The 26392-nt window shown below is 73.1% G+C and carries 22 protein-coding genes and 1 pseudogene; 13 read left to right on the top strand and 10 right to left on the bottom strand.

Going from position 1 to position 26392, the window contains the following annotated elements:
* Nucleotides 1-89: 89 nt before the first annotated feature.
* The 3 genes from B082_RS0101595 to mce all read right to left on the bottom strand — a co-directional run bounded on the left by B082_RS0101595 (nucleotide 90) and on the right by mce (nucleotide 5691).
* Nucleotides 90-1028 carry a hypothetical protein gene (locus B082_RS0101595; protein ID WP_018550066.1) on the bottom strand — a complete coding sequence of 313 codons (939 nt, stop codon included), beginning with the start codon at nucleotides 1026-1028 and terminating at the stop codon, nucleotides 90-92.
* A gap of 194 nt (nucleotides 1029-1222) precedes the next feature.
* Nucleotides 1223-5020 (bottom strand): polarized growth protein Scy, encoded by a 3798-nt coding sequence (gene scy / locus B082_RS0101600; protein ID WP_018550067.1) that lies wholly within the window; start codon nucleotides 5018-5020, stop codon nucleotides 1223-1225.
* Nucleotides 5021-5262: 242 nt separating this feature from the next.
* On the bottom strand, nucleotides 5263-5691 hold the full coding sequence (gene mce / locus B082_RS0101605) for a methylmalonyl-CoA epimerase (protein ID WP_018550068.1): 429 nt from the start codon (nucleotides 5689-5691) through the stop codon (nucleotides 5263-5265).
* Nucleotides 5692-5825: 134 nt separating this feature from the next.
* Between mce and B082_RS0101610 the strand changes: the two genes are divergently transcribed.
* The 4 genes from B082_RS0101610 to B082_RS0101625 all read left to right on the top strand — a co-directional run bounded on the left by B082_RS0101610 (nucleotide 5826) and on the right by B082_RS0101625 (nucleotide 13043).
* Entirely contained in the window at nucleotides 5826-7028 is a 1203-nt protein-coding gene (locus B082_RS0101610) for an acetyl-CoA C-acetyltransferase (RefSeq protein WP_026249318.1), read from the top strand.
* A 43-nt stretch (nucleotides 7029-7071) separates the two neighbouring features.
* Nucleotides 7072-8031, top strand: coding sequence for a methylmalonyl Co-A mutase-associated GTPase MeaB (gene meaB / locus B082_RS0101615; protein WP_018550070.1), 960 nt, complete (start codon nucleotides 7072-7074; stop codon nucleotides 8029-8031).
* A 238-nt stretch (nucleotides 8032-8269) separates the two neighbouring features.
* The gene (locus B082_RS35380) at nucleotides 8270-10741 is read left to right on the top strand and encodes a protein kinase domain-containing protein (RefSeq protein ID WP_018550071.1); all 2472 of its coding nucleotides are present in this window, start codon (nucleotides 8270-8272) and stop codon (nucleotides 10739-10741) included.
* A 28-nt stretch (nucleotides 10742-10769) separates the two neighbouring features.
* Nucleotides 10770-13043, top strand: coding sequence for a protein kinase domain-containing protein (locus B082_RS0101625; RefSeq protein ID WP_018550072.1), 2274 nt, complete (start codon nucleotides 10770-10772; stop codon nucleotides 13041-13043).
* A 16-nt stretch (nucleotides 13044-13059) separates the two neighbouring features.
* On the opposite strand, the gene B082_RS0101630 is transcribed toward B082_RS0101625, so the two are convergent.
* On the bottom strand, nucleotides 13060-13641 hold the full coding sequence (locus B082_RS0101630) for a PepSY domain-containing protein (RefSeq protein ID WP_018550073.1): 582 nt from the start codon (nucleotides 13639-13641) through the stop codon (nucleotides 13060-13062).
* 151 nt (nucleotides 13642-13792) lie between these two features.
* On the opposite strand from B082_RS0101630, the gene B082_RS0101635 reads away from it, so the two are divergent.
* From B082_RS0101635 to B082_RS0101645, 3 genes are all read left to right on the top strand, one after another.
* A complete protein-coding gene (locus B082_RS0101635; RefSeq protein ID WP_018550074.1) occupies nucleotides 13793-14452 on the top strand; it encodes a response regulator transcription factor in 660 nt (219 codons plus the stop codon).
* Nucleotides 14449-15912, top strand: coding sequence for a sensor histidine kinase (locus B082_RS0101640; RefSeq protein WP_018550075.1), 1464 nt, complete (start codon nucleotides 14449-14451; stop codon nucleotides 15910-15912). Before B082_RS0101635 ends, B082_RS0101640 begins: the two co-directional genes overlap by 4 nt.
* 141 nt (nucleotides 15913-16053) lie before the next feature.
* A complete protein-coding gene (locus B082_RS0101645) occupies nucleotides 16054-16584 on the top strand; it encodes a hypothetical protein (protein WP_018550076.1) in 531 nt (176 codons plus the stop codon).
* Nucleotides 16585-16811: 227 nt separating this feature from the next.
* Here B082_RS0101645 and B082_RS0101650 read toward each other — a convergent pair whose 3' ends face one another.
* The 4 genes from B082_RS0101650 to B082_RS0101665 all read right to left on the bottom strand — a co-directional run bounded on the left by B082_RS0101650 (nucleotide 16812) and on the right by B082_RS0101665 (nucleotide 19440).
* Nucleotides 16812-17282 (bottom strand): MarR family winged helix-turn-helix transcriptional regulator, encoded by a 471-nt coding sequence (locus tag B082_RS0101650; RefSeq protein ID WP_018550077.1) that lies wholly within the window; start codon nucleotides 17280-17282, stop codon nucleotides 16812-16814.
* Nucleotides 17283-17453: 171 nt separating this feature from the next.
* The gene (locus B082_RS35385; RefSeq protein WP_202453382.1) at nucleotides 17454-18134 is read right to left on the bottom strand and encodes an AIM24 family protein; all 681 of its coding nucleotides are present in this window, start codon (nucleotides 18132-18134) and stop codon (nucleotides 17454-17456) included.
* 23 nt (nucleotides 18135-18157) lie between these two features.
* Nucleotides 18158-18808: an AIM24 family protein gene (locus B082_RS0101660; RefSeq protein WP_018550079.1), complete on the bottom strand. Its 651-nt coding sequence runs from the start codon at nucleotides 18806-18808 to the stop codon at nucleotides 18158-18160.
* Nucleotides 18808-19440, bottom strand: coding sequence for an AIM24 family protein (locus B082_RS0101665; protein WP_018550080.1), 633 nt, complete (start codon nucleotides 19438-19440; stop codon nucleotides 18808-18810). The genes B082_RS0101660 and B082_RS0101665 overlap by 1 nt, the downstream gene beginning before the upstream one ends.
* Before the next feature lie 259 nt (nucleotides 19441-19699).
* Between B082_RS0101665 and B082_RS0101670 the strand changes: the two genes are divergently transcribed.
* Together B082_RS0101670 and B082_RS35390 are read left to right on the top strand one after the other, a co-directional pair.
* Nucleotides 19700-20050, top strand: a complete 351-nt coding sequence (locus tag B082_RS0101670; RefSeq protein ID WP_018550081.1) for a DUF3817 domain-containing protein — start codon at nucleotides 19700-19702, stop codon at nucleotides 20048-20050.
* Nucleotides 20047-20378 (top strand): annotated as a pseudogene (locus B082_RS35390) (thiamine-binding protein). Before B082_RS0101670 ends, B082_RS35390 begins: the two are co-directional and overlap by 4 nt.
* 56 nt (nucleotides 20379-20434) lie before the next feature.
* On the opposite strand, the gene B082_RS0101680 reads toward B082_RS35390, so the two are convergent.
* A complete protein-coding gene (locus B082_RS0101680; RefSeq protein ID WP_018550082.1) occupies nucleotides 20435-21418 on the bottom strand; it encodes an ArsR/SmtB family transcription factor in 984 nt (327 codons plus the stop codon).
* Nucleotides 21419-21491: 73 nt separating this feature from the next.
* On the opposite strand from B082_RS0101680, the gene B082_RS0101685 reads away from it, so the two are divergent.
* From B082_RS0101685 to B082_RS0101700, 4 genes are all read left to right on the top strand, one after another.
* On the top strand, nucleotides 21492-23045 hold the full coding sequence (locus tag B082_RS0101685; protein ID WP_018550083.1) for an MFS transporter: 1554 nt from the start codon (nucleotides 21492-21494) through the stop codon (nucleotides 23043-23045).
* A gap of 10 nt (nucleotides 23046-23055) precedes the next feature.
* Nucleotides 23056-23565, top strand: coding sequence for a MarR family winged helix-turn-helix transcriptional regulator (locus tag B082_RS0101690; RefSeq protein ID WP_026249319.1), 510 nt, complete (start codon nucleotides 23056-23058; stop codon nucleotides 23563-23565).
* Nucleotides 23566-23618: 53 nt separating this feature from the next.
* Nucleotides 23619-23954 (top strand): DUF3817 domain-containing protein, encoded by a 336-nt coding sequence (locus B082_RS0101695; protein ID WP_037709164.1) that lies wholly within the window; start codon nucleotides 23619-23621, stop codon nucleotides 23952-23954.
* Between the two features lie 82 nt (nucleotides 23955-24036).
* Nucleotides 24037-25737, top strand: coding sequence for an acyl-CoA mutase large subunit family protein (locus B082_RS0101700; RefSeq protein WP_018550086.1), 1701 nt, complete (start codon nucleotides 24037-24039; stop codon nucleotides 25735-25737).
* A 23-nt stretch (nucleotides 25738-25760) separates the two neighbouring features.
* Here the strand turns inward: B082_RS0101700 and B082_RS0101705 are convergent, their stop codons facing one another.
* Nucleotides 25761-26390, bottom strand: coding sequence for a TetR/AcrR family transcriptional regulator (locus B082_RS0101705; RefSeq protein WP_018550087.1), 630 nt, complete (start codon nucleotides 26388-26390; stop codon nucleotides 25761-25763).
* Between the last annotated feature and the right edge of the window lie 2 nt (nucleotides 26391-26392).

Here is a 26392-nt window from a genome sequence, read left to right on the forward strand (position 1 = left end):
GCGTTCACGCTAGAACGCCCGCGTGCCCGGCGCCACCACAAAGGCGGAACCGGGCACGAGGGATGCGGAGCGGGTGCTTCGCGCCGGCGTCAGCGGGTCTGCTGGGCCGGAACACCGCGGGAGGCGGGCTCCTCGTCGGCGGGGGTGCCGGCGGCGGCCACGGCGGCACCGGTCAGCGTCGCCAGCATCTCGCGGACGTTGGTCAGCTGCGCGTTGATCGAGTCGCGGCGGTTGGTGAGGGCCGCGAGCTCGCGCTCCGACTCGCTGCGGATGCGGTCGGCCTTCGCGTTGGCGTCCGCCACGATGTCCTCGGACTGGCGCTGCGCGGTCTCCACCGTCTGACGGGCCCGGCGCTCGGCGTCCGTACGGAGCTTCTCGGCCTCCAGACGGAGCTGCTCGGCGCGGTGCTCGATCTCGGCCAGACGCTTCTCGGCCTTGGCCTGACGGGACGCGAGGTCGCGCTCCGACTGGTCGCGGCGCTTGGCGAGGTTCGTCTCGAAGTCCGCGGCGGCCTGGGCGGCCTTGGCGCGGGTCTCCTCGAAGAGGGCGTCGGCCTCCTCACGCTTCTGGGCCGCGTCCTTCTGCGCGTCCGAGCGCAGAGCGGTCGCCTCACCCTTGGCCTTGTCGACGATGCGGACGCCGTCGTCCTCGGCCTTGGCCTTGCGCTCGGCGGCGAACGTCTCGGCGTCGTTGCGCACCTGCTGGGCGGCGGACTCGGCGAGCTCACGGTGCTGCTCGGCGGCGCGACGGGCCTCCTCGCGCAGGTCCTTCGCCTCCTCCTCGGCGAGGCGGAGGATCTTCTCCACGCGTGCGCCGAGACCCGCGTACGACGGCTCCGCGTCGTTCACCTGGGCCTGGGCGTTCTGCGTTTCGAGGTGAAGCTCCTCGATGCGCTTTTCCAGCGATGTGATGCGGCCGAGGGCACTATCACGGTCGGCGACGAGCTTGGTAATGCGGTCATCCACCTGACCGCGGTCGTAACCACGCCGCACGAGTTCGAAGCCGAAGGGGGAGGAAGGGTCACTCATGGGGTTCCTGTCGAAGTGAGACCGGTGAGGTGATAGAGGGAATCCTAGGGGCCGGAACGGCGTGTCATCGAGCAGATGCGCTTTTGATCTGGAGAATGACACCCCTTTTGAGTGGCTGACACCCGGAGGGCGTGCTCGACGGATCACGGTCGGGTAGGAAGGTCCACGCGGAACCACGACGGACGGCCGGCCGACTACCCATCGGACTGCTTGCCACCCGATCGCGTGCCCGCAGCGGCCCCGGCCTTGACGCCGCCGGGCGGTGCCGCGCCCGTGCCCTTGCCGCTCGGCGCCGGGGTCTCGAAGGACTCCAGCGCCTCCAGCACGTCCTGGACACGGGAGATCTCGGTGTTGATGTCCTCGCGCCGGCGCACCAGGACATCGAGCTCGCGCCGGCCCTCGTCCACCGTCCGCTTGGCCTCGGCCTCGGCGTCCGCCCGCAGTTTCTCGGCCTCGCGCACCAGGCTGGCCTTCTTCTGCTCGGCCTCCTTCAGCAGCGACTCGGCCCGCTTCACCGCGGCGATCCTGACCTTGCTCGCCTCCGCGTTCGCGTCCGCCAGCAGCTCCTTGGCCTTGGCCGCGGCCTCCTCGCGCTGCTCGGTCGCCGCCTTCATCAGGTTGTCGACGCGCTCGCCGGCCGTCTTCATCTGCTCGGACGTCTCGCGGCGTGCCCGGTCGTGCAGTTCCTGGATCTCGCCCTCCAGACGGGTCCTCAGCTCCTCGGCCCGCTCCCGGATCTGCGTCGCGTCCCGGCGCGCGCCGACCAGCAGCTCGTCCGCGTCCGCGCGGGCCCGCTCCACCAGCCCGTTGCCCTCGACGGTCGCCTCGGAGGTGATCCGCACCGCCTCCTTGCGCGCCGCGCCGACCATCGTGTCGGCCTGCTCCTCGGCCTCCGTGGCGGCGCGCAGCGCCTCCTCCTGGGCCTTGTTGACCAGCTGGTCCGCCTGCTCGGCCGCGTCGGCCCGGCGCTTGGACGCCGCCTCGCGCGCCTCGTCCAGCAGCCGGTCCGCCTCCTGGCGCGCCTCGGCCCGCATCTGCTCGGCCGCCGCCTCCGCGTCGGCCCGCAGCCGCTCCGACTCCTCGCGGGTCCGCGCCGCGTGCTCCTGCGCCGAACCCACGGTGGCCGCCGCCTCCGCGCGCATCCGCTCCGCTTCGCCCGCCGCCTCGTCGCCGACCCGGGCCGCCTGCCGCTCCGCGTCGGTGCGCAGCCGCTCCGCCTCCGCGGTCGCCTCGCCCACCAGCAGGTCGGCCTGGGCCGCCGCCTCGGTCCGCATCCGGTTGGCGTCCTCGCGGGCCTCCGCCCGGCTGCGCGACGCGTCCTGCTCGGCCGACGCCAGGGCGTCCGACGCCTCCGTACGCATCCGCTGGCTGTACTCGGCGGCCTCGGCGCGCAGCCGCTCGGACTCCGTGATCGCCTCGGAGACCGTACGCTCGGCCATCGCCTTCGCGGCGTCCGTCTCCTCCTGAGCCACCTCGCGGATACGGGCGGCGTCCCCGCCCGCCCGCTCCCGCTCCGCGTGCGCGTCGGCCCGGAGCCGGTCGGCCTCCTCCTGCGCCTCGGTCTTCGTCCGCTCCGCGACATGCTCCGCGGTGGAGCGCAGCCCGGCGATCTCCGCCTCGGCCTGCTCCTGGAGCCCGCTGACCGCGTCCCGCACCTGCTGGGCGGTCTGCTCGGCCGCCGCGACCAGCTCGGTGGCCCGCGTCTCCGCCTCGCCGGTCAGGCGCTGCGCCTCGGCCTGCGCCTCCTCGACCCGCTTGCGCGCGGAGGCGAGCAGCTCCTCGCTCTGCTCGCGGGCCCGCTCACGCTCCTGGTTCGCCTCGGTGCGCGCGGCGTCGAGCGTCTCCTCGGCCTCGCGCCGGCGCCGGTTCGCCTCCTCCTGGGCGGCGGCCAGCGCCTCTGCGGCCTCCGCGCCCACCCGCTCGGCGGCGGCCGCGGCCTCCGACCGCACCCGGTCGGCGGTCTCCTGCGCCTCGGTCTTCAGCCGCTCCGCCTCGGCGGCGGCCTCGCCGCGCAGCCGTACGGCGACCGACTCGCCCTCCGCACGGGACTGCGAGGCGTCCGCGGCGGCCTCGTCGCGCAGCCGCTGGGCCTCGGCCTCGGCCTGCTCCTGGAGCGTCCGCAGCCGTTCCGCGGCCTCGGTGCGCAGCCGCTCGGACTCCTCGTTCGTCTCCCGCCGGATGCGCTCCGCTTCCGTACGCGCCTCGCCGAGCGCCTGCTCGGCCGCGGCGAGACGGGTCTCGGCCTCGGTGTGCAGCCGGGTCAGCTCATCGGCCGCCTCCGCCTGCCGGGCCGCGACCGCGCGCTCGGTCTCCTCGCGCAGCCCGGACGCGGCCTCCTCGGCCGCCGTACCCACCGCCTCCGCCTGCTCCGCGGCCTCGGTGCGCAGCTCCTCGGCCTCGGTGCGGGCCCGGTCGAGCGCCTCCTCGGCCTGCTTGCGCAGGGCGGCGGCCCGCTCGGCCGCCTCGCCGCGGACCCGCTCGCTCTCGGTGGCCGCGCCGCCGCGCAGCTCCTCCGCGTCGGCCTTCGCCTTCGCGAGCAGCTCCTCGGCGGTCTTCGCGCCCTCCTCGATCTGCTGAAGGGCCTCGCGGCGGGCCTCGCCGCGAATCCGCTCGCCCTCCGCGACCGCCTCGGCCCGCAGCTGCTCGGCCTCGCCGCGCAGCCGGCGCGCCTCCTCCTGGAGCTCGACCGTCTTGGCCCGGTACTCCTTGGTGTCGTCCTTGGCCGCGCCCTTGAGCTGATCGGCCTGCTCGGCCGCCTCGCCGCGCAGCCGGTCGGCCTCGGCCTCCGCCTCGCGGCGGATGCGCTCGGCCTCCTCGCCCGCGGCCCTGGTGGTCGACTTCGCGTCGTCGGACGCCTTGGTCAGCACCTCCTCGGCGGACCTGGCCGCCTTGGCGAGCTGCGCCGCGGCGTCCTCGGCGGCGGCGGTGCGGGCGGCCTCGGCGGCCTCGGCGCGCAGCCGCTCGGCCTCGGCACGGGCGTCCGCGAGGGCCTGCTCGGCCTCCGCCTTGAGGGTCTCCGCCTCCTTGGTGGCCTCGCCGACCAGCCGGGCGATCTCCGTCTTCGCGGTACGGGTGCGCTGCTCGTTCTGCGACTCGGCACCGGCCAGCCGCTTGACCGCGGCCTCCTTGGCCTCGGCGAGGACCTTCTCGGCCTCCAGCCTGGCTTCGCGCAGCTGGGTCTCGGCCTCCTGCATGCGCTGCTCGGCGGCCCGGTTCAGCTCGGTGGTCTGCTGCCGCGTCTGCTCGGTCTCGGTGGTCGTCGTCAGCCGCAGCTGCTCGGCGTGGCTGGTGGCCTCCTGGGCCTGTCCGGCCGCGACGCTGAGCATCCGCTCGGCGTCCTTGCGGGCCCGCAGCAGGATCGACTCCGCCTCGGCGCGGGCGGATTCGGCCTCCGAACCGACCCGCTGGCGCGTCTCCTCGGCCAGCCGGGCGGCCTCGGCGCGGGCGGCGGCGAGCGCCTGCTCGGCCTCGGCCCTGGACTCCTCCAGCAGGCGGCGGGCCTGCGACTCGGTCCTGGCCCGCAGCTGCTCGGCCCATGCGACGTTCTCGTTGACGTGGGACTCGACGGTCTGGCGGCGCTCGGCCAGCTCCCGGTCCAGCTGCTGGCGGCGCTGCACCGCCTCGTTGTGCAGCTCGGCCTGGAGCCGGGCCTGGTGCTCCGCGTGCTCCTGGAGGATGCGCTGTGTCTGGGCGCGGGCGTCGCGCAGTTCGCGCTCGGCGTCGGTACGCAGCTGCTCGGCCTGGATCTGGGCGTTACGGAGCATCTGCTCCGCCTGGTAGCCGATGTCCGCGCTGTCGTAGGCGGGACGGGTCGCCAGACTGCGCCGTGCCTCGTGCAGCTTGGCGCGCAAGACCTCGACCTGGTAACCGAGGTCCTCGGCGTGCTGTACGGCCTTCTCCCGGTCGGTCTTCAGCCGTTCCATCTCGGCCTCGAACCGCGAGAGATGGTCGTCTTCAGCCCGGTGGCTCTCCTGGCGTTCGTAGCCCCGCACTGCGCGGTCCCATCCTTCCCCGAGCTCTCAACTCTTTCCCCAAGCTCTCAACTTCGTTCGAGCAGGGGATGTCCCACTGAGCAGGGGAGACCCCAACCCCGGTCGTACACTCCGAACGAGAACCGTCCGCCGGTGAACGGCCCCCCGGGGAATGGTGACAGATCAACGGCCCAGGACGCGCCGCGGCCCCGATCCGGCCCCGGCCCGGAAAAGCCACTCTACCGGGCCGGGTCTGCCTCGGGTCAGTGCTCTGTCTTTGCCGTGACCAGTTCGGTGAGGACGCCGTGGCAGTCCTTGGGGTGCAGGAAGGTGATCCGGGAGCCCATCGACCCCGTCCTGGGCTCGTCGTACAGCACCCTGACCCCCTTTTCCCGGATGTCCGCGGCGTCGGCGTCGACGTCGGCCGTACCGAAGGCGATGTGGTGGACGCCCTCCCCGTTCTTGGCCAGCCATTTGCCCACGGCGGAGTCCTCGCGGGTCGGTTCGAGGAGCTGGAGGTAGGAGGCGCCGCCGTCGGACGTATCGTTGATCTTGAGCATGGCCTCCCGCACGCCCTGTTCCTCGTTGACCTCGGAGTGGAAGACCTCGAACCCGTAGGTCGAGCGGTAGAACTCGACAGTCTTGTCGAGGTCGAAACAGGCGATCCCGATGTGGTCGATTCGCGTCAGCATGGGACCAGTGCAGCGCGCGGCGGGTGGTTACGCAACGTGCGCGCGATCACACTCGCGGCCGGATGACGGGGGCGGGGCCGCTCAGTACATTCAAGTAAACCCTCGTTCACATCTATTCCAAGGGGCTGTGCCTCATGTCAGGAACGACCGGTACCACTTCCGTGATCGTCGCGGGCGCCCGGACGCCCATGGGCCGCCTCCTGGGCTCCCTCAAGAGCTTTTCCGGGGCCGACCTCGGCGGCTTCGCCATCAAGGCGGCGCTGGACCGGGCCGGCATCGGCGGCGACCAGGTCGAGTACGTGATCATGGGCCAGGTGCTCCAGGCCGGCGCCGGCCAGATCCCGGCCCGCCAGGCGGCGGTCAAGGCCGGTATCCCGTTGAGCGTCCCGGCCCTCACCGTCAACAAGGTGTGCCTCTCCGGGCTCGACGCCATCGCTCTGGCCGACCAGCTGATCCGCGCCGGTGAGTTCGACGTCGTCGTGGCCGGCGGCCAGGAGTCCATGACGAACGCCCCGCACCTGCTCCCGAAGTCCCGCGAGGGCTACAAGTACGGCGCGGTCGAGATGCTCGACTCCATGGCGTACGACGGTCTGACCGACGCCTACGAGAACATCCCGATGGGCGAGTCCACCGAGAAGCACAACACCCGCCTCGGCCTGGACCGCGCCGCCCAGGACGAGATCGGCGCCCTGTCCCACCAGCGCGCCGCCGCGGCCCAGAAGAACGGCCTGTTCGAGGCCGAGATCACCCCGGTCGAGATCCCGCAGCGCAAGGGCGACCCGGTCCTCTTCTCGAAGGACGAGGGCATCCGCCCCGAGACGACCACCGAGTCCCTCGGCAAGCTGCGCCCGGCCTTCGCCAAGGACGGCACGATCACGGCGGGCACCTCCTCGCAGATCTCCGACGGCGCCGCCGCGGTCGTCGTCATGAGCAGGGCCAAGGCCGAGGAGCTGGGCCTGGAGTGGATCGCCGAGATCGGCGCCCACGGCAATGTGGCGGGCCCGGACAACTCGCTCCAGTCGCAGCCGTCCAACGCGATCCGGCACGCCGTGAAGAAGGAGGGCATCGGCGTCGAGGACCTCGACGTCATCGAGATCAACGAGGCGTTCGCGGCCGTCGCCGTCCAGTCCATGAAGGACCTCGGCGTCACCTCGGAGAAGGTCAACGTCAACGGCGGCGCCATCGCGCTCGGCCACCCCATCGGCATGTCCGGCGCCCGGGTGGTGCTGCACCTGGCGCTGGAGCTCAAGCGGCGCGGCGGCGGCATCGGGGCCGCGGCCCTGTGCGGCGGTGGCGGCCAGGGCGACGCGCTGATCCTGCGCGTCCCGGGCAAGTAGTACGCAGAACACGCGCAACAGGCAGCGAGGAGACGGAGCGGTGATGGTGGATGTCCCCACCCTGGTGGAGCAGGCCCGTGCGGGCAGGCCGCGGGCCGTGGCACGGCTCGTCTCGCTGGTGGAGGGGGCCTCGCCGCAACTGCGCGAGGTGATGGCGGCCCTGGCGCCGCTGGCCGGCAACGCCTACGTCGTCGGCCTGACCGGTTCGCCGGGTGTCGGCAAGTCGACATCGACGTCGGCGCTCGTCTCCGCCTACCGGCGGCAGGGCAAGCGGGTCGCCGTCCTCGCCGTCGACCCGTCCTCGCCGTTCTCCGGCGGGGCCCTGCTCGGCGACCGGGTCCGGATGTCGGACCACGCCTCCGACCCGGGCGTCTACATCCGCTCCATGGCGACCCGCGGCCACCTCGGCGGCCTCGCCTGGGCGGCGCCGCAGGCGATCCGGGTGCTGGACGCGTCGGGCTTCGACGTCGTCCTGGTGGAGACCGTGGGCGTCGGCCAGTCCGAGGTGGAGATCGCCTCCCAGGCCGACACCTCGGTCGTCCTGCTCGCCCCCGGCATGGGCGACGGCATCCAGGCGGCCAAGGCCGGAATCCTGGAGATCGGCGATGTGTACGTGGTGAACAAGGCCGACCGGGACGGGGCGGACGCCACCGCACGCGAGCTCAACCACATGCTGGGCCTCGGGGAGTCCCGGGGCCCCGGCGACTGGCGGCCGCCGATCGTGAAGACGGTTGCCGCCCGGGGCGAGGGCGTCGACGAGGTGGTCGAGGCCCTGGAGAAGCACCGGGCGTGGATGGAGGAGCGCGGGGTCCTCGGCGAGCGGCGCGCGGCCCGCGCCGCCCGCGAAGTCGAGACGATCACGGTCACCCGGCTCCGTGAGCGCATCGGCAGCCTGCACGGCGACCGCCGCCTCGGAGCGCTGGCCGAGCGCATCGTGGCCGGCGGCCTCGACCCGTACGCGGCGGCCGACGAACTGGTGGCGGAGCTGACCGGCGAGGGCTGACGGTCTAGGGCCGATGGTCGAGGGCTGACGGTCGAGGGCCGATGGTCGAGGGCTGACGGTCCCTCTTCGGGCGCGGCGTGCGGGCCGCGCCCGAAGAGGGGCCTTTCTCATCGGCGCTCGCTGACGTAATGTCAGTTACCGGCGCGGGCCGTGGTGTTCGCGTACTCACCCCTCTTCCGGCCGGCCGTGGCAGGATTGCCGGCGGCCACGTGTCATGCGCACCAGGGGGGAGTGGCACATGCTCGGTCCGCTCAGGGACGACTCGCCCAGGACGATCGGCCCGTACGCGATCAGGGCCCGGCTGGGCGCGGGCGGCATGGGTGAGGTCTTCCTCGGCGACCGGGGTGACGGCACCGGACCCGCCGCCGTCAAGACCGTCCGCCGCGACGTGGCCCAGGACCCCGGCTTCCGCAGCCGCTTCCGCCGCGAGATCACCGTCGCCCGGTCCGTCACCGGACCCCACCTCGCCCCGCTGCTCGACGGGGACGCCGACGCCGAGGTGCCCTGGCTCGCCACCGCGTACGTGGCCGGGCCGACGCTGTCCGCCGCCGTGCGCGGGGCGGGCGCCATGGACGAGGCCGAGGTGCGGATGCTGGGCGCCGGGATCGCCCGCGCCCTGGCGGCGGTCCACGCGGCGGGGATCGTCCACCGCGACGTGAAACCGGGCAACGTCATGCTCGCCGCCGACGGGCCGCGCCTCATCGACTTCGGCATCGCCCGGGACGCCGGCGCCACCCCGCTCACCACCACCAGCCGGATGGTCGGCAGCCCCGCCTTCATGTCCCCGGAGCACGTCGCGGGCAGCGGACGCGTCGTCCCGGCCTCCGACATCTTCTGCCTCGCCTCGCTGCTCTGCTTCGCCGCCACCGGGCACGACCCGTTCGGGGACGGCCCGGTGGCCGCCGTCCTCTACCGGGTGAAGTACGTCGAGGCCGACCTCGACGACGTGCCGGACGCGCTGCGCGCGGTGCTGGAGAGGTGCCTGACCGCCGACCCGGCCGCCCGCCCCACCGCCGCCGAACTCGCCGGCCACCTCGCGCCCGGCGCCGCCGCCGACTGGCCCGCCCCGGTCGCCGGGCAGATCGCGGAGTACGGGCGGGAACTGGCCCGGGTCGGCGCGCTGGACGGGCCCCTGCTGCCGGGCTACACGCCGACCGAGGCGGTTACGGGGAGCCCGGCGGGGCCGCACCAACTGCCCGCCCGGGGCACGGACTCCACCCCCGGCCTGCACCTCGCACCCACCCAGGGCCCCGGCCTTCCCGCCCCCGCCCGCCGCCCGAGGCGCGCCCTGGGCGCCACCCTCGCCGCACTGATCGTGCTGGGGGCGGCGACGGGCGGGTATCTGGCCTGGCGCGACCGCGGCAGCGGCCCCGCCGAGACCTCACCCGGGTCCGCCGCCACCATCGTCGCGGGCGTGGGCGAGAACGGCGGCCCGGACGCGTCGGGCACCATTCCGTACGGCCGCGACGTGCGCCCCGCCGGCTGGAAGAAGTCCTGGCAGGGGAAGTTCGCCGGGCCCCCGCTCGGCTGCTCGGCCGGGCGGGACGCACTGGTCTGCCGGCTCGTCGACGGCACGTACGAGGCCCTGTCGGCGGGTGACGGGCACCGGATGTGGACGTTCGACTCGGGAGCGGAGCTGGGCGGCCGGGGGGCGGGCTGGGGGCCGAGTGGCGCGTTCTTCATGCCGGCCGGGGCGACCCTGCCCACCGTCTACGACGACACCGTCGTGCTGGCCGTGGGCGGCCGCCTCCACGCGCTGGACGCCCGCACGGGGAAGGGGCGTTGGGAGACCAGAGCGGGCGCGGCGCTCGCCTTGGAGAGCGCGCCGCTCGTCGTGGGCGACCTGGTACTCGCCGCCGCTTCCGGGTCCGGCCCAGGATCCGCGGGGTCCGAACTCGCCGGGTTCGACCGCGCGACGGGCGCCGAGAAGTGGCGACAGCCACTGGCTCCGGACGGCATATCCATGGCGCAGAAGTCCAACTTCTGGCCCCTGGCCACCGACGGCGAGGTCGCCTATGCCATGGGCCTGGCCGGCCCGAAGGCGTTCCGCCCCGAGGACGGCACCCCGGTGGGCTCGGCCGGCGGCAAGGACGAGAAGTCCGCGAACGCCGTGTGCTGGGGGATGCGCGTGCGGGGCACGTCCGCGTTCTGCACGACGAGCGTCCACAACGACGATCCTTCGGGCTTCGGCGACGACCTGGTCGTCCTGCGGTACACCGCCGGTGACCTCAAGGCGCGGGGGGAGGTGCGGGTGGACTCCGGGCTGGTGGCCGAAGCGGCGCTGACCGCGCTCGACGACCGGGTGGTCGTGCTGCTCAGGGGCGACGAGTACGTCGAGAGCGTGCCCGACGAGATCGTCGTCGTCGGGCAGGCGGACGGCCGGACGCTCGGCCGGTTCCCGATGAAGGTCCATCCGGAGGAGGGGATGAGCAATCCGGTCTCCAGCCCGCTGATCGTCGCCGACACCCTGGTCTGGGCGGACACCGCGACGCTGTACACGGTCGCCCTGCACCCCGACGGCACCCTCGGCTCCCTGCGCGGGACCGCGGTCCCCGGGGCCCCGGGCCCGAGCAGGCCCCCCGAGTACGAACGCGCCAACGGCATCGAGCTGGGCAAGGAAGTGCTCGCCCCCCAGGTACTGCCGGTCGGCGGGGTCGTGCACATCGTCTACGACGACGGCACCACGGTCTCCGTACCGCTGCCCGAGTGACCCCCGCACGGACCGAGGAGAGCGCACAGTGATCCAGCCGCTGCCGGCCGGACGGGCCCGGCTGATCGGGCCCTACCAGCTGCTCGGACTGCTCGGCGCGGGCGGCATGGGCGAGGTCTACCTGGCCGGGCCCGCCGGAGGCGCGCGGGCCGCCGGCGGGCTGGTCGCGCTGAAGACGATCCGGCCCGACCTGGACCTCGACGACGGCTTCCGGGTCCGCTTCCGCCGTGAGATCGCCGCCGCCGGGGCCGTACGCAGCCCGCACACCGCCGGCCTCGTGGGCGGCGACGCGAACGGCCGGCTGCCGTGGCTCGCGACCGAGTACGTGCCGGGCCCCTCGCTCGCCGAGGCGGTGGCCCGCAGCGGCCCGCTTCCCGAACCCGTGGTCCGGGCCCTGGGCGCCGGACTCGCCCTGGCCCTCGCCGACATGCACGCCGTACGCGTCCTGCACCGCGACCTCAAGCCCGGCAACGTACTCCTGGGCCCCGACGGCCCCAAGGTCATCGACTTCGGGATCGCCCAGGCCTTCGACGCCACCCAGCTGACCCGTACCGGCGTCGTGGTCGGCAGCCCCGGCTACATCTCGCCCGAGCACGTCAACGGCTCACGCTCCCTCGTGCCCGCCTCCGACGTGTTCTGCCTGGGCGCGGTGCTGGCGTTCGCGGCGACGGGCCGGGGGCCGTTCGACGACTCGGACATGGCGGCCGTCATCTACCGGATCTCCCGGGGCGAGGCCGAACTCTCCGGCGTACCGGCCGGGTTGAGGGACGTGATCGAGTCCTGCCTGCGCAGCGACCCCGGTGCCCGGCCCGCACCCCGGCGGCTGGCGGACCTGCTCCTGCCGGACGGCCCCGCCCCCGGAGCCTTCCCCTGGACCAACGCGGTACGCGGTCAGCTCGCCGCCCACGCGGCGGCGGCCGACGCCTGCGCGCGGGCGTCGGCACCCGCGTATCCGCCCCACCGGCCCGCGTACGCCCCGACGCCCGCCGTGCCCGTGCCGGTGCCGGTGCCGGGCGAGCGCCCCGGCAGCAGGTCGCTGTGGACCGGGCTCGCGGCGGGGGCCGCGGTCGTGTGCCTCGCCCTGGTGGCGGTGCTGCTGCCGGGGCTCCTCGACCGGGACGACGAGAAGAACGACGCCGGCGCGTCCGGCGGCCGGCGGTCGGCCGCATCCGCCACGGACGCGGTCGGAGTCCGGTCCGGGGCCGCCGTCTTCCCGGGCGCGGACCCCGGCCGTACCGGCGACTTCGGGGCGGTGGCCGCCGACGTCTCCAACCGGCCGAAGGGCTGGAAGGCGTGGCACACCCAGGTAGCCGACGGCCCGGTGGAGTGCGCGCTCGCGGGCGCGTCCCTGGTGTGCGCCGACGCCCGCCGGATCACCGTGCTGGACGCGGCGGACGGCAAACGGCGCTGGCGTGGCCCGCAGACGAGGGCCGGGTCCGCGCCCGCCTCCGTGGGCGCCGTCCTCGGCACCACCGTCTACGCCTTCGAGGGCAACGCCCTGGTGGCGCGCGACCTGTCCGACGGCAAGGAGCAATGGCGCGAACGGCTTCCGGACGGCTCGCAGGTGGTTGACTCCGTGCAGTCCGGCGACGTTCTCTACTACGCCGCCAAGACCGCCGGCTCCGGCACTGGCCGGCTGATCGCCCAGCGGCTGACCGGCAAGCACGCGCAGGCGTGGGACACGGCCTGGCAGGAGTCGGCGGACGAGGCCGAACTGCTCTTCGCCGATGGCCGTCTCGTCGCGGTCGGCGAGGCCGTCACCGTCCTGAACAGCTCCGACGGCGCACGGCAGCCGGGTGTGCCGGCGGGCGACCTCACCTGCCGTACACCGGTCCTGAAAGGGACGCAGCTGCTCTGTTCGGGCTCCGACGGCCTGACGGTCGTGAACGTGACGGACCCGGACAGGCGCCGCACCGAAGCCCCCGGCGTGGACATCGCCTACCGCCCCACGGTCTCGCGGGACGGCGTCGTCGTGGCGAGCAGCACGAGCCAGGTGTACGCGTTCGGCCTGGCCGACGGGCAGCTGCGCTGGGTGACGTGCGACTGCGGGGAGGGGCTGGAGACCGAGGGCGTGCCGTTCGTCGTCGGTGACCACGCCGTCGTCGTGGAGGGACACGGGCCCGGAGCCATCCCGCTGAACGCCGAGGGCACTCCGCGGCCCACGAGCCCCGGGCTGATCAAGGACTGGCCGGGCGAGCCCGGAGACCCGCTCGACCCGGCGTCCGTCCCGGTCATCGCCTCGGGCGACGCGCTGTTCATGAGCTTCGAGGACGGGACGGTCCTCTCCGCCTACGCCCCCTGACGACCCGGGCCGGGGCTCAGTCGTCGTCCCGGTCGTCCCCGTCGTCGTAACCGTCCGCCGTGACGCCCCCCGACCTTGCGTCCACGTTCAGCTCGTGCTCCCCGCCGTCCTTGCCGCGCACGTCCACCTCCCAGTGCGCCGCGCCGCCGCGCCCGCCCTCCAGCTCCACCGACGTCACCGTGCCCGGGGCCGACTTCAGCGCGGCGGCCACCGCCTCGTCCAGCGTGACGGAGGTCTTCCGGGGCGCGCGCCGGTCGCCGTCGTCGTGGTCGATGTGCTTGCCGAGCACCTTGCCGTTGCCCGCGTCCACCGTCACGTCGTGCCACGCCCGGTCGGAGCCGTACACATCGAGCTCCCAGACGAGCCCGCCGTTCTCGTCGTCGAGTTCCGCCTCGGTCACCGTCCCTGGGACGGCCCGCAGACCGGCCGCGACCGCTTCGCCGACCGTGACCCGGGCGGTGACACCGCTCGCGGCGTGGCCGCTACGGCCGCCGCTGTCGTCGTGGCCGTCCCCGTCGGTGAGGGCGACCGCCGTGGCGGCCGTGCCGCCGGCGAGCACGGCCGCGGCGACGGCGGCGATGACGATCTTGCGCTTCATGGGGGTTCCTCCCGCATCGGATGTCGCTGGTCGGACGATGTCGCCGGCCGGATTCCTCCGGTGCGACGCGGTCCACACTGCCGGGGCGATGCTGAACGCAGCCTGAAGCCACCTGAAGCCGTCTTCAGCTTCGGTTTGCGACGCTGTGCACATGCGCCTGTTGATCGTGGAGGACGAGAAGCGGCTGGCGATCTCCCTGGCCCGGGGGCTCACCGCCGAGGGGTTCGCCGTGGATGCCGTGCACGACGGGGCCGAGGGCCTGCACCGGGCCCTGGACGGCGCGTACGACCTCGTGATCCTCGACATCATGCTGCCCGGGATGAACGGCTACCGGGTCTGCGCCGCCCTGCGCGCCGCCGGTCACGAGGTGCCCGTCCTGATGCTGACCGCGAAGGACGGCGAGTACGACGAGGCGGAGGGGCTCGACACGGGCGCCGACGACTACCTGACCAAGCCGTTCAGCTACGTGGTGCTGGTCGCCCGGGTCCGCGCCCTGCTGCGCCGCCGGGGCGGCTCCGCGTCGCCGGTGATCACCGTCGGCGCCCTGCGGATGCACACCGCGGCCCGCCGCGTGCACCTCGGCGAGGCCGAGATCGCCCTGACCGCCAAGGAGTTCGCCGTGCTCGAACAGCTCGCGCTGCGGGCCGGGAACGTGGTGAGCAAGGCGGAGATCCTGGAGCACGTCTGGGACTTCGCCTACGACGGCGACCCCAACATCGTCGAGGTGTACGTGAGCACCCTGCGCCGCAAGCTCGGCGCCACCGCCATCCGCACGGTGCGCGGCGCCGGATACCGGCTGGAGGCGCTGTGAGGTCCGTGCGGGCCAGGGCCGCGCTCGGCGCCACCGTCGTCGTCGCCCTCGCGCTGGGCGCCGCCGGGCTCGCCGTCCTGCTCGTCCTGCGCGCCAACCTCACCGACCAGGCGGGCCTCCAGGCCGAGGTCGTCGCCCGCGAGGTCGCCGGGCAGCTGGCCCTCGACGTGCCGTACGACAAGCTGGAGACGGGGGACGAGGAGGAGCACCCGGTCCAGGTGACCGACGAGGACGGGCGCGTGGTGGCCGTCTCCGAGGACCTGGAGGCGATCTCCGGCACCGGCACCGACCGGGTCACCCCGCAGCGCCCGCCCGCCCCTTCGGCGGCCGGGGACGAGGACGACGACCGGGACGACAGTGACGACCGCGACGACGACCGCGACGACGATGACGACCCGGGCCGGGGCGAAGTGTCCACGGACGAGCCGGACTTCAGCAACGGCACCGCGACCGTGGACGGCGACCGCGCCGACTACCGGTTCGCCTCGGTCGAGGCGACGGACTCGGCGGGCCGCACCCTGACCGTCCACGCGGGCGCCCCGCTCGCCGCCGAGCAGCGGGCCGTGCGCAGCGTGCGCTCCGCGATGCTGGCCGGGCTGCCCGTCGTGCTCCTCGTGGTCGCCTCGGTGACCTGGCTGGTGACCCGGCGGGCGCTGCGCCCCGTCGAGGGCATCCGCCGCGAGATGGCCGCGATCACCGCGTCGAAGGACCTGGGCAGGAGGGTCCCGGAGCCGGACTCCCGCGACGAGATCGCCCGCCTGGCCCGGACGACCAACGAGACGCTCACCGCGCTCGAAGCCTCCGTCGACCGCCAGCGGCGCTTCGTCGCCGACGCCTCGCACGAGCTGCGCAGCCCGATCGCCTCGCTGCGCACCCAGCTGGAGGTGGCCGCCGCCCACCCCGGACTGCTGGACCTGCCGGGCGCGGTCGCCGACACCGTACGCCTCCAGACGCTCGCCGCCGACCTGCTGCTGCTGGCCAGGCTCGACGCGGGGGAGGGGCCGGCGCGGACCCGGCTGGACCTGGGGGCCCTGATCCGCGAGGAGGTGTCCCAGCGCGGCGGCGACCGCGTCCCCGTCACGGTGTCCGTGCCGGAGTCCGGCGGTCCGGAGGTGGCGGGTTCGCGCGGTCAACTGGCCCGCGTCGTCGCCAACCTCCTGGACAACGCCCAGCGTCACGCGGCCCGTTCGGTGACCGTCGGCGTGCACCGGGAGGGCGGCGGCGTGGTCGTCGTGGTCACCGACGACGGTGCGGGGGTGCCGGAAGCGGAACGCGAGCGCGTCTTCGAACGGTTCGTACGCCTCGACGACGCCCGCACCCGTGACGAGGGAGGCGCGGGCCTGGGCCTCGCCATCGCCCGCGACGTGGCCGCCCGCCACGGCGGCCGGCTCACCGTCACCGATGCCCCGGAGGGCGGCGCCCGCTTCGAACTGCGGCTGCCGGGCACGGGGCCGGGCTGACCTCGCGGAGAGCGGCCGCGCGGACCGGACCGGCCGGCGCCCGCTTCTCTTTGTTCAACGTTGAAGGTCCATTACCATCACCGTTTGTTCACATCGGTGAAGTCGTGGGTCGCCCGTCGCGGCCCGGCTGGGGAGTGGAATATGGGCGCACGTGGCATACCCGGACGCGGCAGGCTGGGCGCGCTGACCGGGGCGGCGGTGCTGGCGGTCTCCGTCATGACCACGATGCCGGCACTCGCCGACGAGTCCCCGAGGGGACTCCGGGAGGTGACGCTGCCGCCCGGCACGGAGATCGTCATGGCCACGCCCGTGGCGGCGGGCACGGGGACTTCGGCGCCGGCCTCGGCCGACGCGGGCGGACTGCCCGCCGAGTGTCTGGGCGTGACCGCCACCTACGGCGCCGTCGGCTGCTTCCAGCACTACGGCGACACGGTGTGGTCGGCCGACACGCAGGCGGACGGGATGTCCTCCGCCGTGGGGGTCTACACCGACTACGGGCGTGAGCCCGCCGTGTGCGTCAACCCGCGCGGCGCGGGCACCATGGCCACGTGTAAGTACGACTACTGGGAGAAAGGGAACGTGCAACTGCTCGTCATGCGGTACGACGGCGACACCGGCACGTTCTACCAGCCCCAGGCGCGGTCCAGCTGGCTTCCGGTCGACGGCAAGTGACGTGCCGCGGGCGCCGGTGGGCGGGGCCGCCCGCGCCGGGTGACGCGTGCGGCCTGCCACGGCACCAGGTGTATTGCCCTGTCCGGCGGATCTTCGCGGGCCCGCGACGCACTCTCGCCGCACGCCCGAATCACCCGAGTACGTCCAGCACGAGGGCGATTCGGGCGCACGCCGATAGCACGCACCGGACGCCGCGGGCTGATCCACGAAGATCCGCCGGACAGGCCCTAGCCCCGCTGTCCCCGCAGGTGCTCGGCGACCGGGGTGAGGGCCGCGTGCAGTTCGGCCAGGGCGTCCGGGGTGAGCAGGTCCATGAAGTGTTTGCGGACCGAGGCGACGTGGTGGGGGGCCACCTTCCGCATCGTCTCCGCGCCCTCGTCGGTGAGCACCGCGAACAGGCCGCGGCGGTCCGACTCGCAGTGCTCCCGGCGGACCAGGCCCGTGCTCTCCATGCGGGTGATCTGGTGCGAGAGCCGGCTCTTGGACTGGAGGGTGGCGCCCGCGAGGTCGCTCATCCGCATCCGCCGGTCCGGCGACTCCGAGAGGTTCACGAGGATCTCGTAGTCGTTGTTGGTCAGGCCGAACGGCTGGAGGTCCTTCTCCAGCTGGTGCATCAGCAGCCTGCTGACGTCCAGATGGGTGCGCCAGGCGCACTGCTCGGCGTCGCTCAGCCAGCGGGTGGCCGTCTCGGTCTCCATGTATGGATTCTACCTAAGAAGTTGAAAGCCGGACGAAGTGTGGGGGTGTGACACCCGGCACGGCATGGGCCGTGCCGGGGCGCAGACGTTCGATGTCACACTCCGCAGACTACCGTTCACCAAACGAAGCGACGCCGGAGGTCCCGGGCCGCGGGGTCCACGGGGCGAGGATCAGTGTTGACCCCCGCCGCCCGGCACCCCGGGTTGCAGTGGCACCGCCCCCACCGGCTGATCCGTCATCAGCGCCTCCGACGACTGGAGCAGCACCGTACCCGCGCCCACGAACTCGAACTGGTGCTCCTCGCCGGACGCCCCGCCGATCCCCGTGAGCGCGCGCAGCCCCCCTATGACACCGGTCATGTAGCCGTGGTCGTAGTGGTGGCACGGCGAGGGGCAGTCCGCCCAGCCCACCAGCGCCTGCGGGTCGACCCGCAGCGGCGGCTCCATGAAGACCACCGGACCGTTGGAGGCGGCGACGAACTTCCCCGTACCGATCAGCGTCAGGAACCCCGGCACGATCGACTGCTTCAGCGCCAGCGACGGCTGGTAGGCCAGCAGGTTGCCGGAGCGGATCGTCAGGTTCCCGTCGTCCAGGTCGTAGGAGTTCACATCGAACGCCCGGTCCGCGAGCAGCATCTTGCCGCTGCCCTCGGCCACCACCCAGTCGCTCGCGTGCAGCGGCGAGTGGAAGCTCGACCGGACCAGCCGCTCGAAGCGGCCGTGCCCGATGCCGTCGAAGCCGATCTGCCCGTAGTAGGCGATCATCTTGCCCTTCTGAAGGAACCACTGGCTCCCCTTGAGCTCCACGCAGAAGGTGTACGAGTTGACGTTGTCGTCCGACGGCAGCGTCATCGGGTCGAAGACCACGGGGCCGTTCACAGCTTCTCCTCCGACGCCTGGACGTACACCGCACCATTGCCGCTCAGCTCCAGCTGGAACCCCTCGCCCGAGCCGCGCCCCACCATCTCGCGCCAGCCGATCGCGGTCGAGAGCTTGTTGCGCACCTCGCCGTGGTGGGCGACGTACGCCTGCGGGTCCACGTGCACGTCGCGGCCCGGGGCGATCGGCAGCTCGATGACCCCGCCGTGCGCCATCACCGCCACCGCGCCGTGCCCGGTGAGCGTCGTGGTGAACAGGCCCTGGCCGGTCACCTGCCCGCGCACCATGCCCATCACCCCGCCCTGCGAGCCCATGAACATCGTGCCCTGCTGGAGCGTCCCGTCGAAGGCGAGCAGCCGGTCCGCCTCCACGTACAGCGTGTCCCCGGACAGGTTGATCACCTGGATGTGGTGGCCGCCGTGGCCGAACATCACCGTGCCGTTCCCCTCGACCGTCATCAGCGGGGTCGCCTCGTTCGCCATCCGGCGGCCGATCATCGACATCACCCCGCCCTGGCCGCCCTGGATGTTCGGCGTGAACGCCACCTCGCCGCGGTAGGCGAGCATCGCCCCGCGCTGGCTGAACATCTTCTGGCCGGGGACCACCGTCGCCTCGACCATCTTCGAGTTGATCTCACGGAACGGCATCAGACGTTGCCCCCGATCGTGTTCCGCTCGCTGGGCTGCACGTAGACGAGTCCCTCGCCCTCGAAACGGATCTGGAACGACTCGCCCGAGCCCTCGCCCATGAACGTCCGGAAGTTCACCCCGGACTGGAAGTGCTGCTGGAGATTGCCCTGGTGGGCGATGTAGGCGCCCGGGTCGACGAACAGCGGGTACTGGGCGGAGACCCGCAGCACCACGGCCGTTCCGTCCGACATGATCGCCGCCTGTCCGGTGCCCTCGACGGTGGTGGTGAACAGGCCGTTGCCCGTCGCGCCACCGCGCAGCCCGGTGAACGTGGTGCCCGTGCGCAGCCCCGCGTCGGTGCAGAGCAGATTGCTCGCCTCGACGTACAGCTTGTCGCCGTGCAGCGAGACGAGATTGATCTCGCTCGCGCGGTCCGCGAAGTAGCAGGTGCCCTTCCCGGACACCTGCATCACCGCCATCGATTCGCCGGCCAGTCTGCGCGTCACCATCCCGCGCAGCCCCTCACCGCCGCCCGTCATCTTCTTGAACGACATCTGGCCCTCGTAAGCGACCATGGAGCCGTTCTTCGCCTTGACGGCGTCGCCGTTCAGATCGACGGCGAGCGTCTTGCTCTCCTGGAGCCGGAACATTGCCACCCGGCGAAAATAGCGGCACGCACCGCCGGCGGAACAGGGGCAGCGGTGCGCCGGGCCGTCCCGGACCGCCCCTGATACGCATCCGGTACCGGACCCGGACGCAATCGGGACGTACTTCTTACGGGGGACGGGCGCCGAGTCCTTCCGGGTGCGGCCGCCCCCGCCGCCGGGCGGTCCGAGCCGCGATGTCACAATGGTGCCGCTTGTGCGTGCGTTCACAAGCCGTCACGACCCTCCCACCGAAGGTGCCCCCGTGGACATCAAGACCGCTACCGCCCTGCACCGGCTGCGCCTCATCTCGATTCCCGAGGCGCTGTCCTTCCCCGCGCTGATCCTCTTCGGCTCGGTGCTGAGCCGGATCTCCGACATCGACTTCCTGATGATGCCGCTCGGCATGCTGCACGGCGTGCTCTTCGTGATCTACGTCGTGGCCCTGCTGGACGTCTGGGCGAAGACCAAGTGGCCGCTCAAGCGCGTCGCCTTCTTCTTCCTGCTCTGCGTGCTGCCCTTCGGTGGCCTGTACGGCGACAAGGTGCTCAAGCGTTACGAGGCCGACAGCGTCATCGCCGCCCGCGCGCGCCGGGAAGGCACGGTCAGCGCATGATCGTCGCCTTCTCCGTCAGCCCGCTCGGCGTCGGCGAGGACGTCGGTGAGTACGTCGCCGACGCCGTCCGGGTCGTCCGCGAGTCCGGGCTGCCCAACCGCACGGACGCGATGTTCACCTCCGTCGAAGGGGAGTGGGACGAGAGTGGGGTCTCCCCTGCTCGAACGTAGTTGAGAGCTTGGGGAAGGACGTCGTCAAGCGGGCGGTCGCGGCCGTCGAGGCGCGTGCCGGACGGGTCTCCCTCGTCCTGAAGGCGGACATCCGCCCCGGCGTCACCGACGGCCTCACCTCCAAGGTCGAGACGGTCGAGCGCTACCTCGCGGACTGACCCCGTACACCCGTACGCGGAGCCCCCGCTGCCCGAGCACGGCGCGGGGGCTCCCGTCATTCCGGGACCGCCAGCGCGATCCCCAGCGGCGTCCGTTCGTACAGCACCTGGTGGCCGTAACGGCGCGACGTCAGCAGTCCGGCCGCCCGCAGCACCGACAGGTGCTCCGACACGGAGGACGGGGCGAGCCCGAGCCGGTGGGCGAGCGCCGTGGTGCCCGCCGGCTCGTCCAGCGCGCACAGGACGTCGGCCCGGACCCGGCCGAGCAGCCGGGCGAGCGCGTCCGGGGTGGTGTCGGCCGGCTCCGTCCACAGCCCGCCGATGCCGCGGGCCGGGTAGATCACCGCCGGCAGCCAGGGCGGCTCGAACCCGCCGACCACGTTCGGCCAGGCGAAGACGGACGGCATGAGCACGAGGCCCTGTCCGCCGAGCACCCGGGCGTGCCGGCCGGACGTGCGGGCGATGGTGAGGGTCGAGTCCGCCCAGCTCAGCTGCGGACTCAGCTCGCCCAGCAGCCGATCGAAGCCGACCGCCGCCAGCCGCCGTGAGTGGTAGGCCACATCGGCCTCCAGGAGGGCGCGCAGCCGGGGCCAGTGCGGCTCGATCAGCACCCGCCAGGCCAGCTCCAGCAGATCCGCCAGCTCCCGCACGGCCCGCGCGGGATCGGCCAGCAGCGCGCGCCCGGCGGCGGAGTCCGACGCCCCGGGCCGCCCGGAGAGCGCCGCGGCCATGTCCTCCCGCGCCAGCGCCGGGTCGACCTCCCGCACCCCCGCGATCTCCTCCTCGAACGAGGCGAGGGGCCCCAGCGGCGGCGGGCAGAAGAAGTCGGGGCTGTGACCGCGCTCGTTCATCAGCAGCCACAGGGGCCCGAGATCGAGACCGGCGGCCGCGTCCCGGATCCTGCGCAGCCACGGCAGGTGATAGCCCTGCCGCTCCGGCGAGGCCAGCACCCGTACGGCTGCCTGGGTCTCCCCGAGCGGCGAGAGCGCGAACCGGCAGCGCAGCAGATCGCTCTCGTCGAAGTGCAGATGGAAGGGCATGCGGGCCTCGGGAAAGATTCGGGCGGAGCCGAAAGTCTACGGACCCGGTCGGGGGCTGCCGCACGCTGCGTCCATGCCGAGAGACACCGAGCCCCCGACGGGCGGCGCCCGCGACGCGACGGACACCCCTGGCGACCGGACCCCGCGCGGGCCCACGCCGCCCACCGCGCGTTCCACGAGCCCCGCCGCGGGACCGGCCGCTCTCCCGGCCCCCCACCCGGAGCGCGACGGTCCCCCCGACCCGAGCGGACCGCCCGCGCTCCGGGCACCGGCGAAGGGCGCGCCTATCGGGGGTACGCCCGGCGAAGACGCGCCCGGCGAAGACGCGCCCGCCGGGGGCACGCCCGCCCGGGGCACGCCCGGCGCCCCGGGCGGATACCGGGCCGTCTTCGCCGTACGCGAGTTCCGGGCCGTCTTCGCCGCGCACCTGCTCTCGCTGCTCGGAGTCGTCGTCAGCGAACTCGCGCTCACCGTCCTCGTGTACGACCTCACCGCGTCGCCCCTGCTCAGCGCCCTCACCTTCGCGCTGGGGATGCTGCCCTACCTCGTCGGCGGCACCCTCTTCGCCGGGATCGCCGACCGCTACCCCGCGCGCCGGGTCCTGGTCACCTGCGACCTGATCTGCGCCGGCTGCGTCGCCGTGATGGTGCTGCCGGGCACCCCGGTCGCCGGACTCCTCGTGCTGCGCTGTCTTGTCGCCGCCGTCTCGCCCGTCTTCACCGGGACCAGGATGGCCGCGCTCACCGACATCCTGGGCGAGGGCGACCTGTTCGTCCTGGGACGCTCACTGCTGCGGATCATCTCGCAGAGCGCCCTGCTCGCCGGCTTCGGCGTGGGCGGGCTGCTGCTCGCCGTGGTCTCCCCGCGCGGCGCGATCACGATCACCGTCGCCACCTTCCTGTGCTCGGCCGCCCTGCTCCGCCTCGGCACCCGCGCCCGGCCCGCCCGCACCACGGCCGGCGGCGGCACCCTGCTGGCGGAGTCGGTCGCCGGGGCCCGGCTGGTGCTGGGCGACCGCCGGATCAGGGCGCTGATGCTGCTGTTCTGGCTGCCCCCGGTGTTCGTCGTCGCGCCGGAGGCGCTGGCCGCCCCGTACGCCGACGAGATCGGTGTGGGCAGCGCCGCGCTCGGGCTGCTGATGTGCGCGATGCCGGTCGGCTCCATCGCCGCCGAGCTGTACGTGGGCGCCGCGCTGAGCCCCCGTACCCGCTCGCTGATCGTCCTGCCGCTCGCCGCGGCCGGGCTGCTGCCCCTCGTGCTGTACGGCCTGCGGCCCGGGGTCGTCCTGGCCGCCGTCGCGCTGGTGCTGGCCGGTGCGGGATCGGCGTACGTCATCGGCCTCGACCAGTGGTTCGTCGCAGCCGTGCCCGACGAGCTGCGCGGCCGGGCCATGACCCTGCTCACGGCCGGACTGATGACGCTCCAGGGCGTCGGCATGGCCCTGGCCGGCCTGGCCGCCGAGTTCTTCCCCGTCCACCGGGTGGTCGCCGGGGCCGGGGTCGTGGGCACCCTGTGTCTGCTGCTGCTCGTCGCCGAGGTCCGCAGGACGGCGCCCGCGTCCGTACCCGTTCCCCGGATTCGGACCGAAGTGCGAGACGGGGAGGACCGGCAAGTTCCCCATGGGTAAGGTCGTGGCCGTGCCGAAGCCGCTCAGTCTCCCCTTCGATCCCATCGCCCGCGCCGACGAGCTCTGGCAGCAGCGCTGGGGCCCGGTCCCTTCCATGGGGGCGATCACCTCGATCATGCGGGCGCAGCAGATCCTGCTCGCCGAGGTCGACGCCGTCGTCAAGCCGTACGGGCTGACGTTCGCGCGGTACGAGGCGCTGGTGCTGCTCACCTTCTCCAAGGCCGGCGAGCTGCCGATGTCCAAGATCGGCGAGCGGCTGATGGTGCACCCGACCTCGGTGACGAACACGGTGGACCGGCTGGTGCGTTCCGGCCTGGTCGACAAGCGCCCGAACCCCAACGACGGCCGCGGCACGCTCGCCTCCATCACCGACAAGGGCCGCGAAGTGGTCGAGTCGGCCACCCGCGACCTGGTCGCGATGGAGTTCGGACTCGGGGTGTACGACGCCGAGGAGTGCGCCGAGATCTTCGCGCTGCTGCGGCCCCTGCGCATCGCCGCGCAGGACTTCGAGGAGATGTAGGGGGCCCGAGCCCGCTGCAAGATCGCGCCGGACGTCCGGTTACGCTCGATGGCATGAAACGCAGTGTGCTGACCCGTTATCGGGTGATGGCTTACGTCACCGCCGTCATGTTGCTGATCCTCTGCCTCTGCATGATCTTCAAGTACGGCTTCGACAAGGGTGAGGGCCTGACGCTCGTCGTCTCCCAGATCCACGGCGTGCTGTACATCATCTACCTGATCTTCGCCTTCGACCTGGGCTCCAAGGCGAAGTGGCCGATCGGCAAGCTGCTGTGGGTGCTGGTCTCCGGCACGATCCCGACGGCCGCGTTCTTCGTGGAGCGCAAGGTCGTCCGCGAGGTCGAGCCGCTGGTCGCGGACGGGACGCCCGCGGCCCCCGCGAGCGTCTGACCGCCCGGTCCGAACCGCCCCGCGCGAAGCGCCGGGCGGTTTGTCATCGACATTTACTAGGACGTCCTAGTAAATTGGTGGCATGGACGCTCACGAGATCGAGGAAGGCCGCCGCCGCTGGCAGGCCCGTTACGACAAGGCCCGCAAGCGTGACGCGGACTTCACCACGCTCTCCGGAGACCCGGTCGAGCCCGTCTACGGGCCCCGCCCCGGGGACGCGTACGAGGGCTTCGAGCGGATCGGCTGGCCCGGTGAGTACCCCTACACCCGGGGGCTCCACCCGACCGGCTACCGGGGCCGCACCTGGACCATCCGCCAGTTCGCCGGCTTCGGCAACGCCGAGCAGACCAACGAGCGCTACAAGATGATCCTGGCCGCCGGGGGCGGCGGGCTGAGCGTGGCCTTCGACATGCCGACCCTGATGGGCCGCGACTCCGACGACCCGCGCGCGCTCGGCGAGGTCGGCCACTGCGGGGTGGCCATCGACTCCGCCGCCGACATGGAGGTCCTCTTCAAGGACATCCCGCTCGGCGACGTCACCACGTCGATGACGATCAGCGGCCCGGCCGTGCCGGTCTTCTGCATGTACCTGGTCGCCGCCGAACGCCAGGGCGTCGACCCGGCCGTCCTGAACGGCACGCTCCAGACGGACATCTTCAAGGAGTACATCGCGCAGAAGGAGTGGCTCTTCCAGCCCGAGCCCCATCTGCGCCTCATCGGCGACCTGATGGAGCACTGCGCGAGCTCCATCCCCGCCTACAAGCCGCTTTCCGTCTCCGGCTACCACATCCGCGAGGCCGGGGCGACGGCCGCGCAGGAGCTGGCGTACACCCTCGCCGACGGCTTCGGCTACGTCGAGCTCGGCCTCTCGCGCGGCCTCGACGTCGACGCCTTCGCGTCCGGCCTGTCCTTCTTCTTCGACGCCCACCTCGACTTCTTCGAGGAGATCGCCAAGTTCCGCGCGGCCCGCCGGATCTGGGCCCGCTGGATGAAGGAGACGTACGGCGCGAAGACCGACAAGGCGCAGTGGCTGCGCTTCCACACCCAGACCGCCGGTGTCTCGCTCACCGCGCAGCAGCCGTACAACAACGTCGTACGGACCGCGGTCGAGGCGCTGTCCGCCGTCCTCGGCGGCACCAACTCGCTGCACACCAACGCCCTCGACGAGACCCTCGCGCTCCCCTCCGAGCAGGCCGCCGAGATCGCGCTGCGCACCCAGCAGGTGCTGATGGAGGAGACCGGCGTCGCCAACGTGGCCGACCCGCTGGGCGGTTCCTGGTACGTGGAGCAGCTCACCGACCGCATCGAGGCCGACGCCGAGAAGATCTTCGAGCAGATCAAGGAACGCGGCACCCGCGCCCACCCCGACGGGCAGCACCCGGTGGGGCCGATGACCTCCGGCATCCTGCGCGGCATCGAGGACGGCTGGTTCACCGGCGAGATCGCCGAGTCCGCCTTCCGCTACCAGCAGGCCCTGGAGAAGGGCGACAAGCGGGTCGTCGGCGTCAACGTCGCGCACGGCTCGGTCACCGGCGACCTGGAGATCCTGCGGGTCAGCCACGAGGTCGAGCGCGAGCAGGTCCGCGAACTGGCCGCCCGCAAGGCGGGCCGTGACGACGCCGGGGTCCGCGCCGCGCTGGACGCCATGCTGGCCGCAGCCCGCGACGGCTCCAACATGATCGCGCCGATGCTCGACGCGGTGCGCGCCGAGGCCAGCCTCGGCGAGATCTGCGGGGTCCTGCGCGACGAGTGGGGCGTCTACACGGAGCCGCCGGGCTTCTGACGTACGTACGCGCGGCCCCGCCGCTATTCGGCGGCGGCCGCGCCCACGCCCGCGAGCAGCAGCAGTGTGAAGCGCCGGGCCCAGTCGGCGTCGACGGGCTCGGCGCTCACCAGCGTCCGGTGCACCACCGCGCCGGCGATCACATCGAAGATCAGGTCGGCGGTCAGCGCCGCCGTGGCCTCGTCCGGCTCGACGGGCAGCTCACCGCGCTCCTGTGCCCGCCGCCGCCCCTGGAGCACGAGGCGCTTCTGCCGGTTCACGATCGAGTCGCGGATACGGGTGCGCAGCGCCTCGTCGCGGGTCGACTCCGCGACCACCGCCATCAGCGCGGTCCGCGTCTCCGGGCGGTCCAGCAGCGCCGCGAACTGGAGCACCACCGCCTCCACATCGGCGGCCAGGCTGCCGAGGTCCGGCATCTCCAACTCGTCGAAGAGGACCGCGACCGCGTCCACGACCAGTTCGTTCTTGCCCGCCCAGCGCCGGTAGAGGGTCGTCTTGGCGACCCCGGCCCGCGCCGCCACGTCGCCCATCGTCAGCTTCGACCAGCCGAGGTCCACCAGCGAGGCTCTGGTCGCCTCAAGGATCGCCTCGTCGGCGGCGGCGCTGCGCGGACGTCCCGATCGTGCGGGTTTGGGGTGGCTGCGGCTGAGCATGC

This window comes from Streptomyces sp. ATexAB-D23, assembly GCF_000373645.1.
Taxonomy (GTDB): domain Bacteria; phylum Actinomycetota; class Actinomycetes; order Streptomycetales; family Streptomycetaceae; genus Streptomyces; species Streptomyces castrisilvae.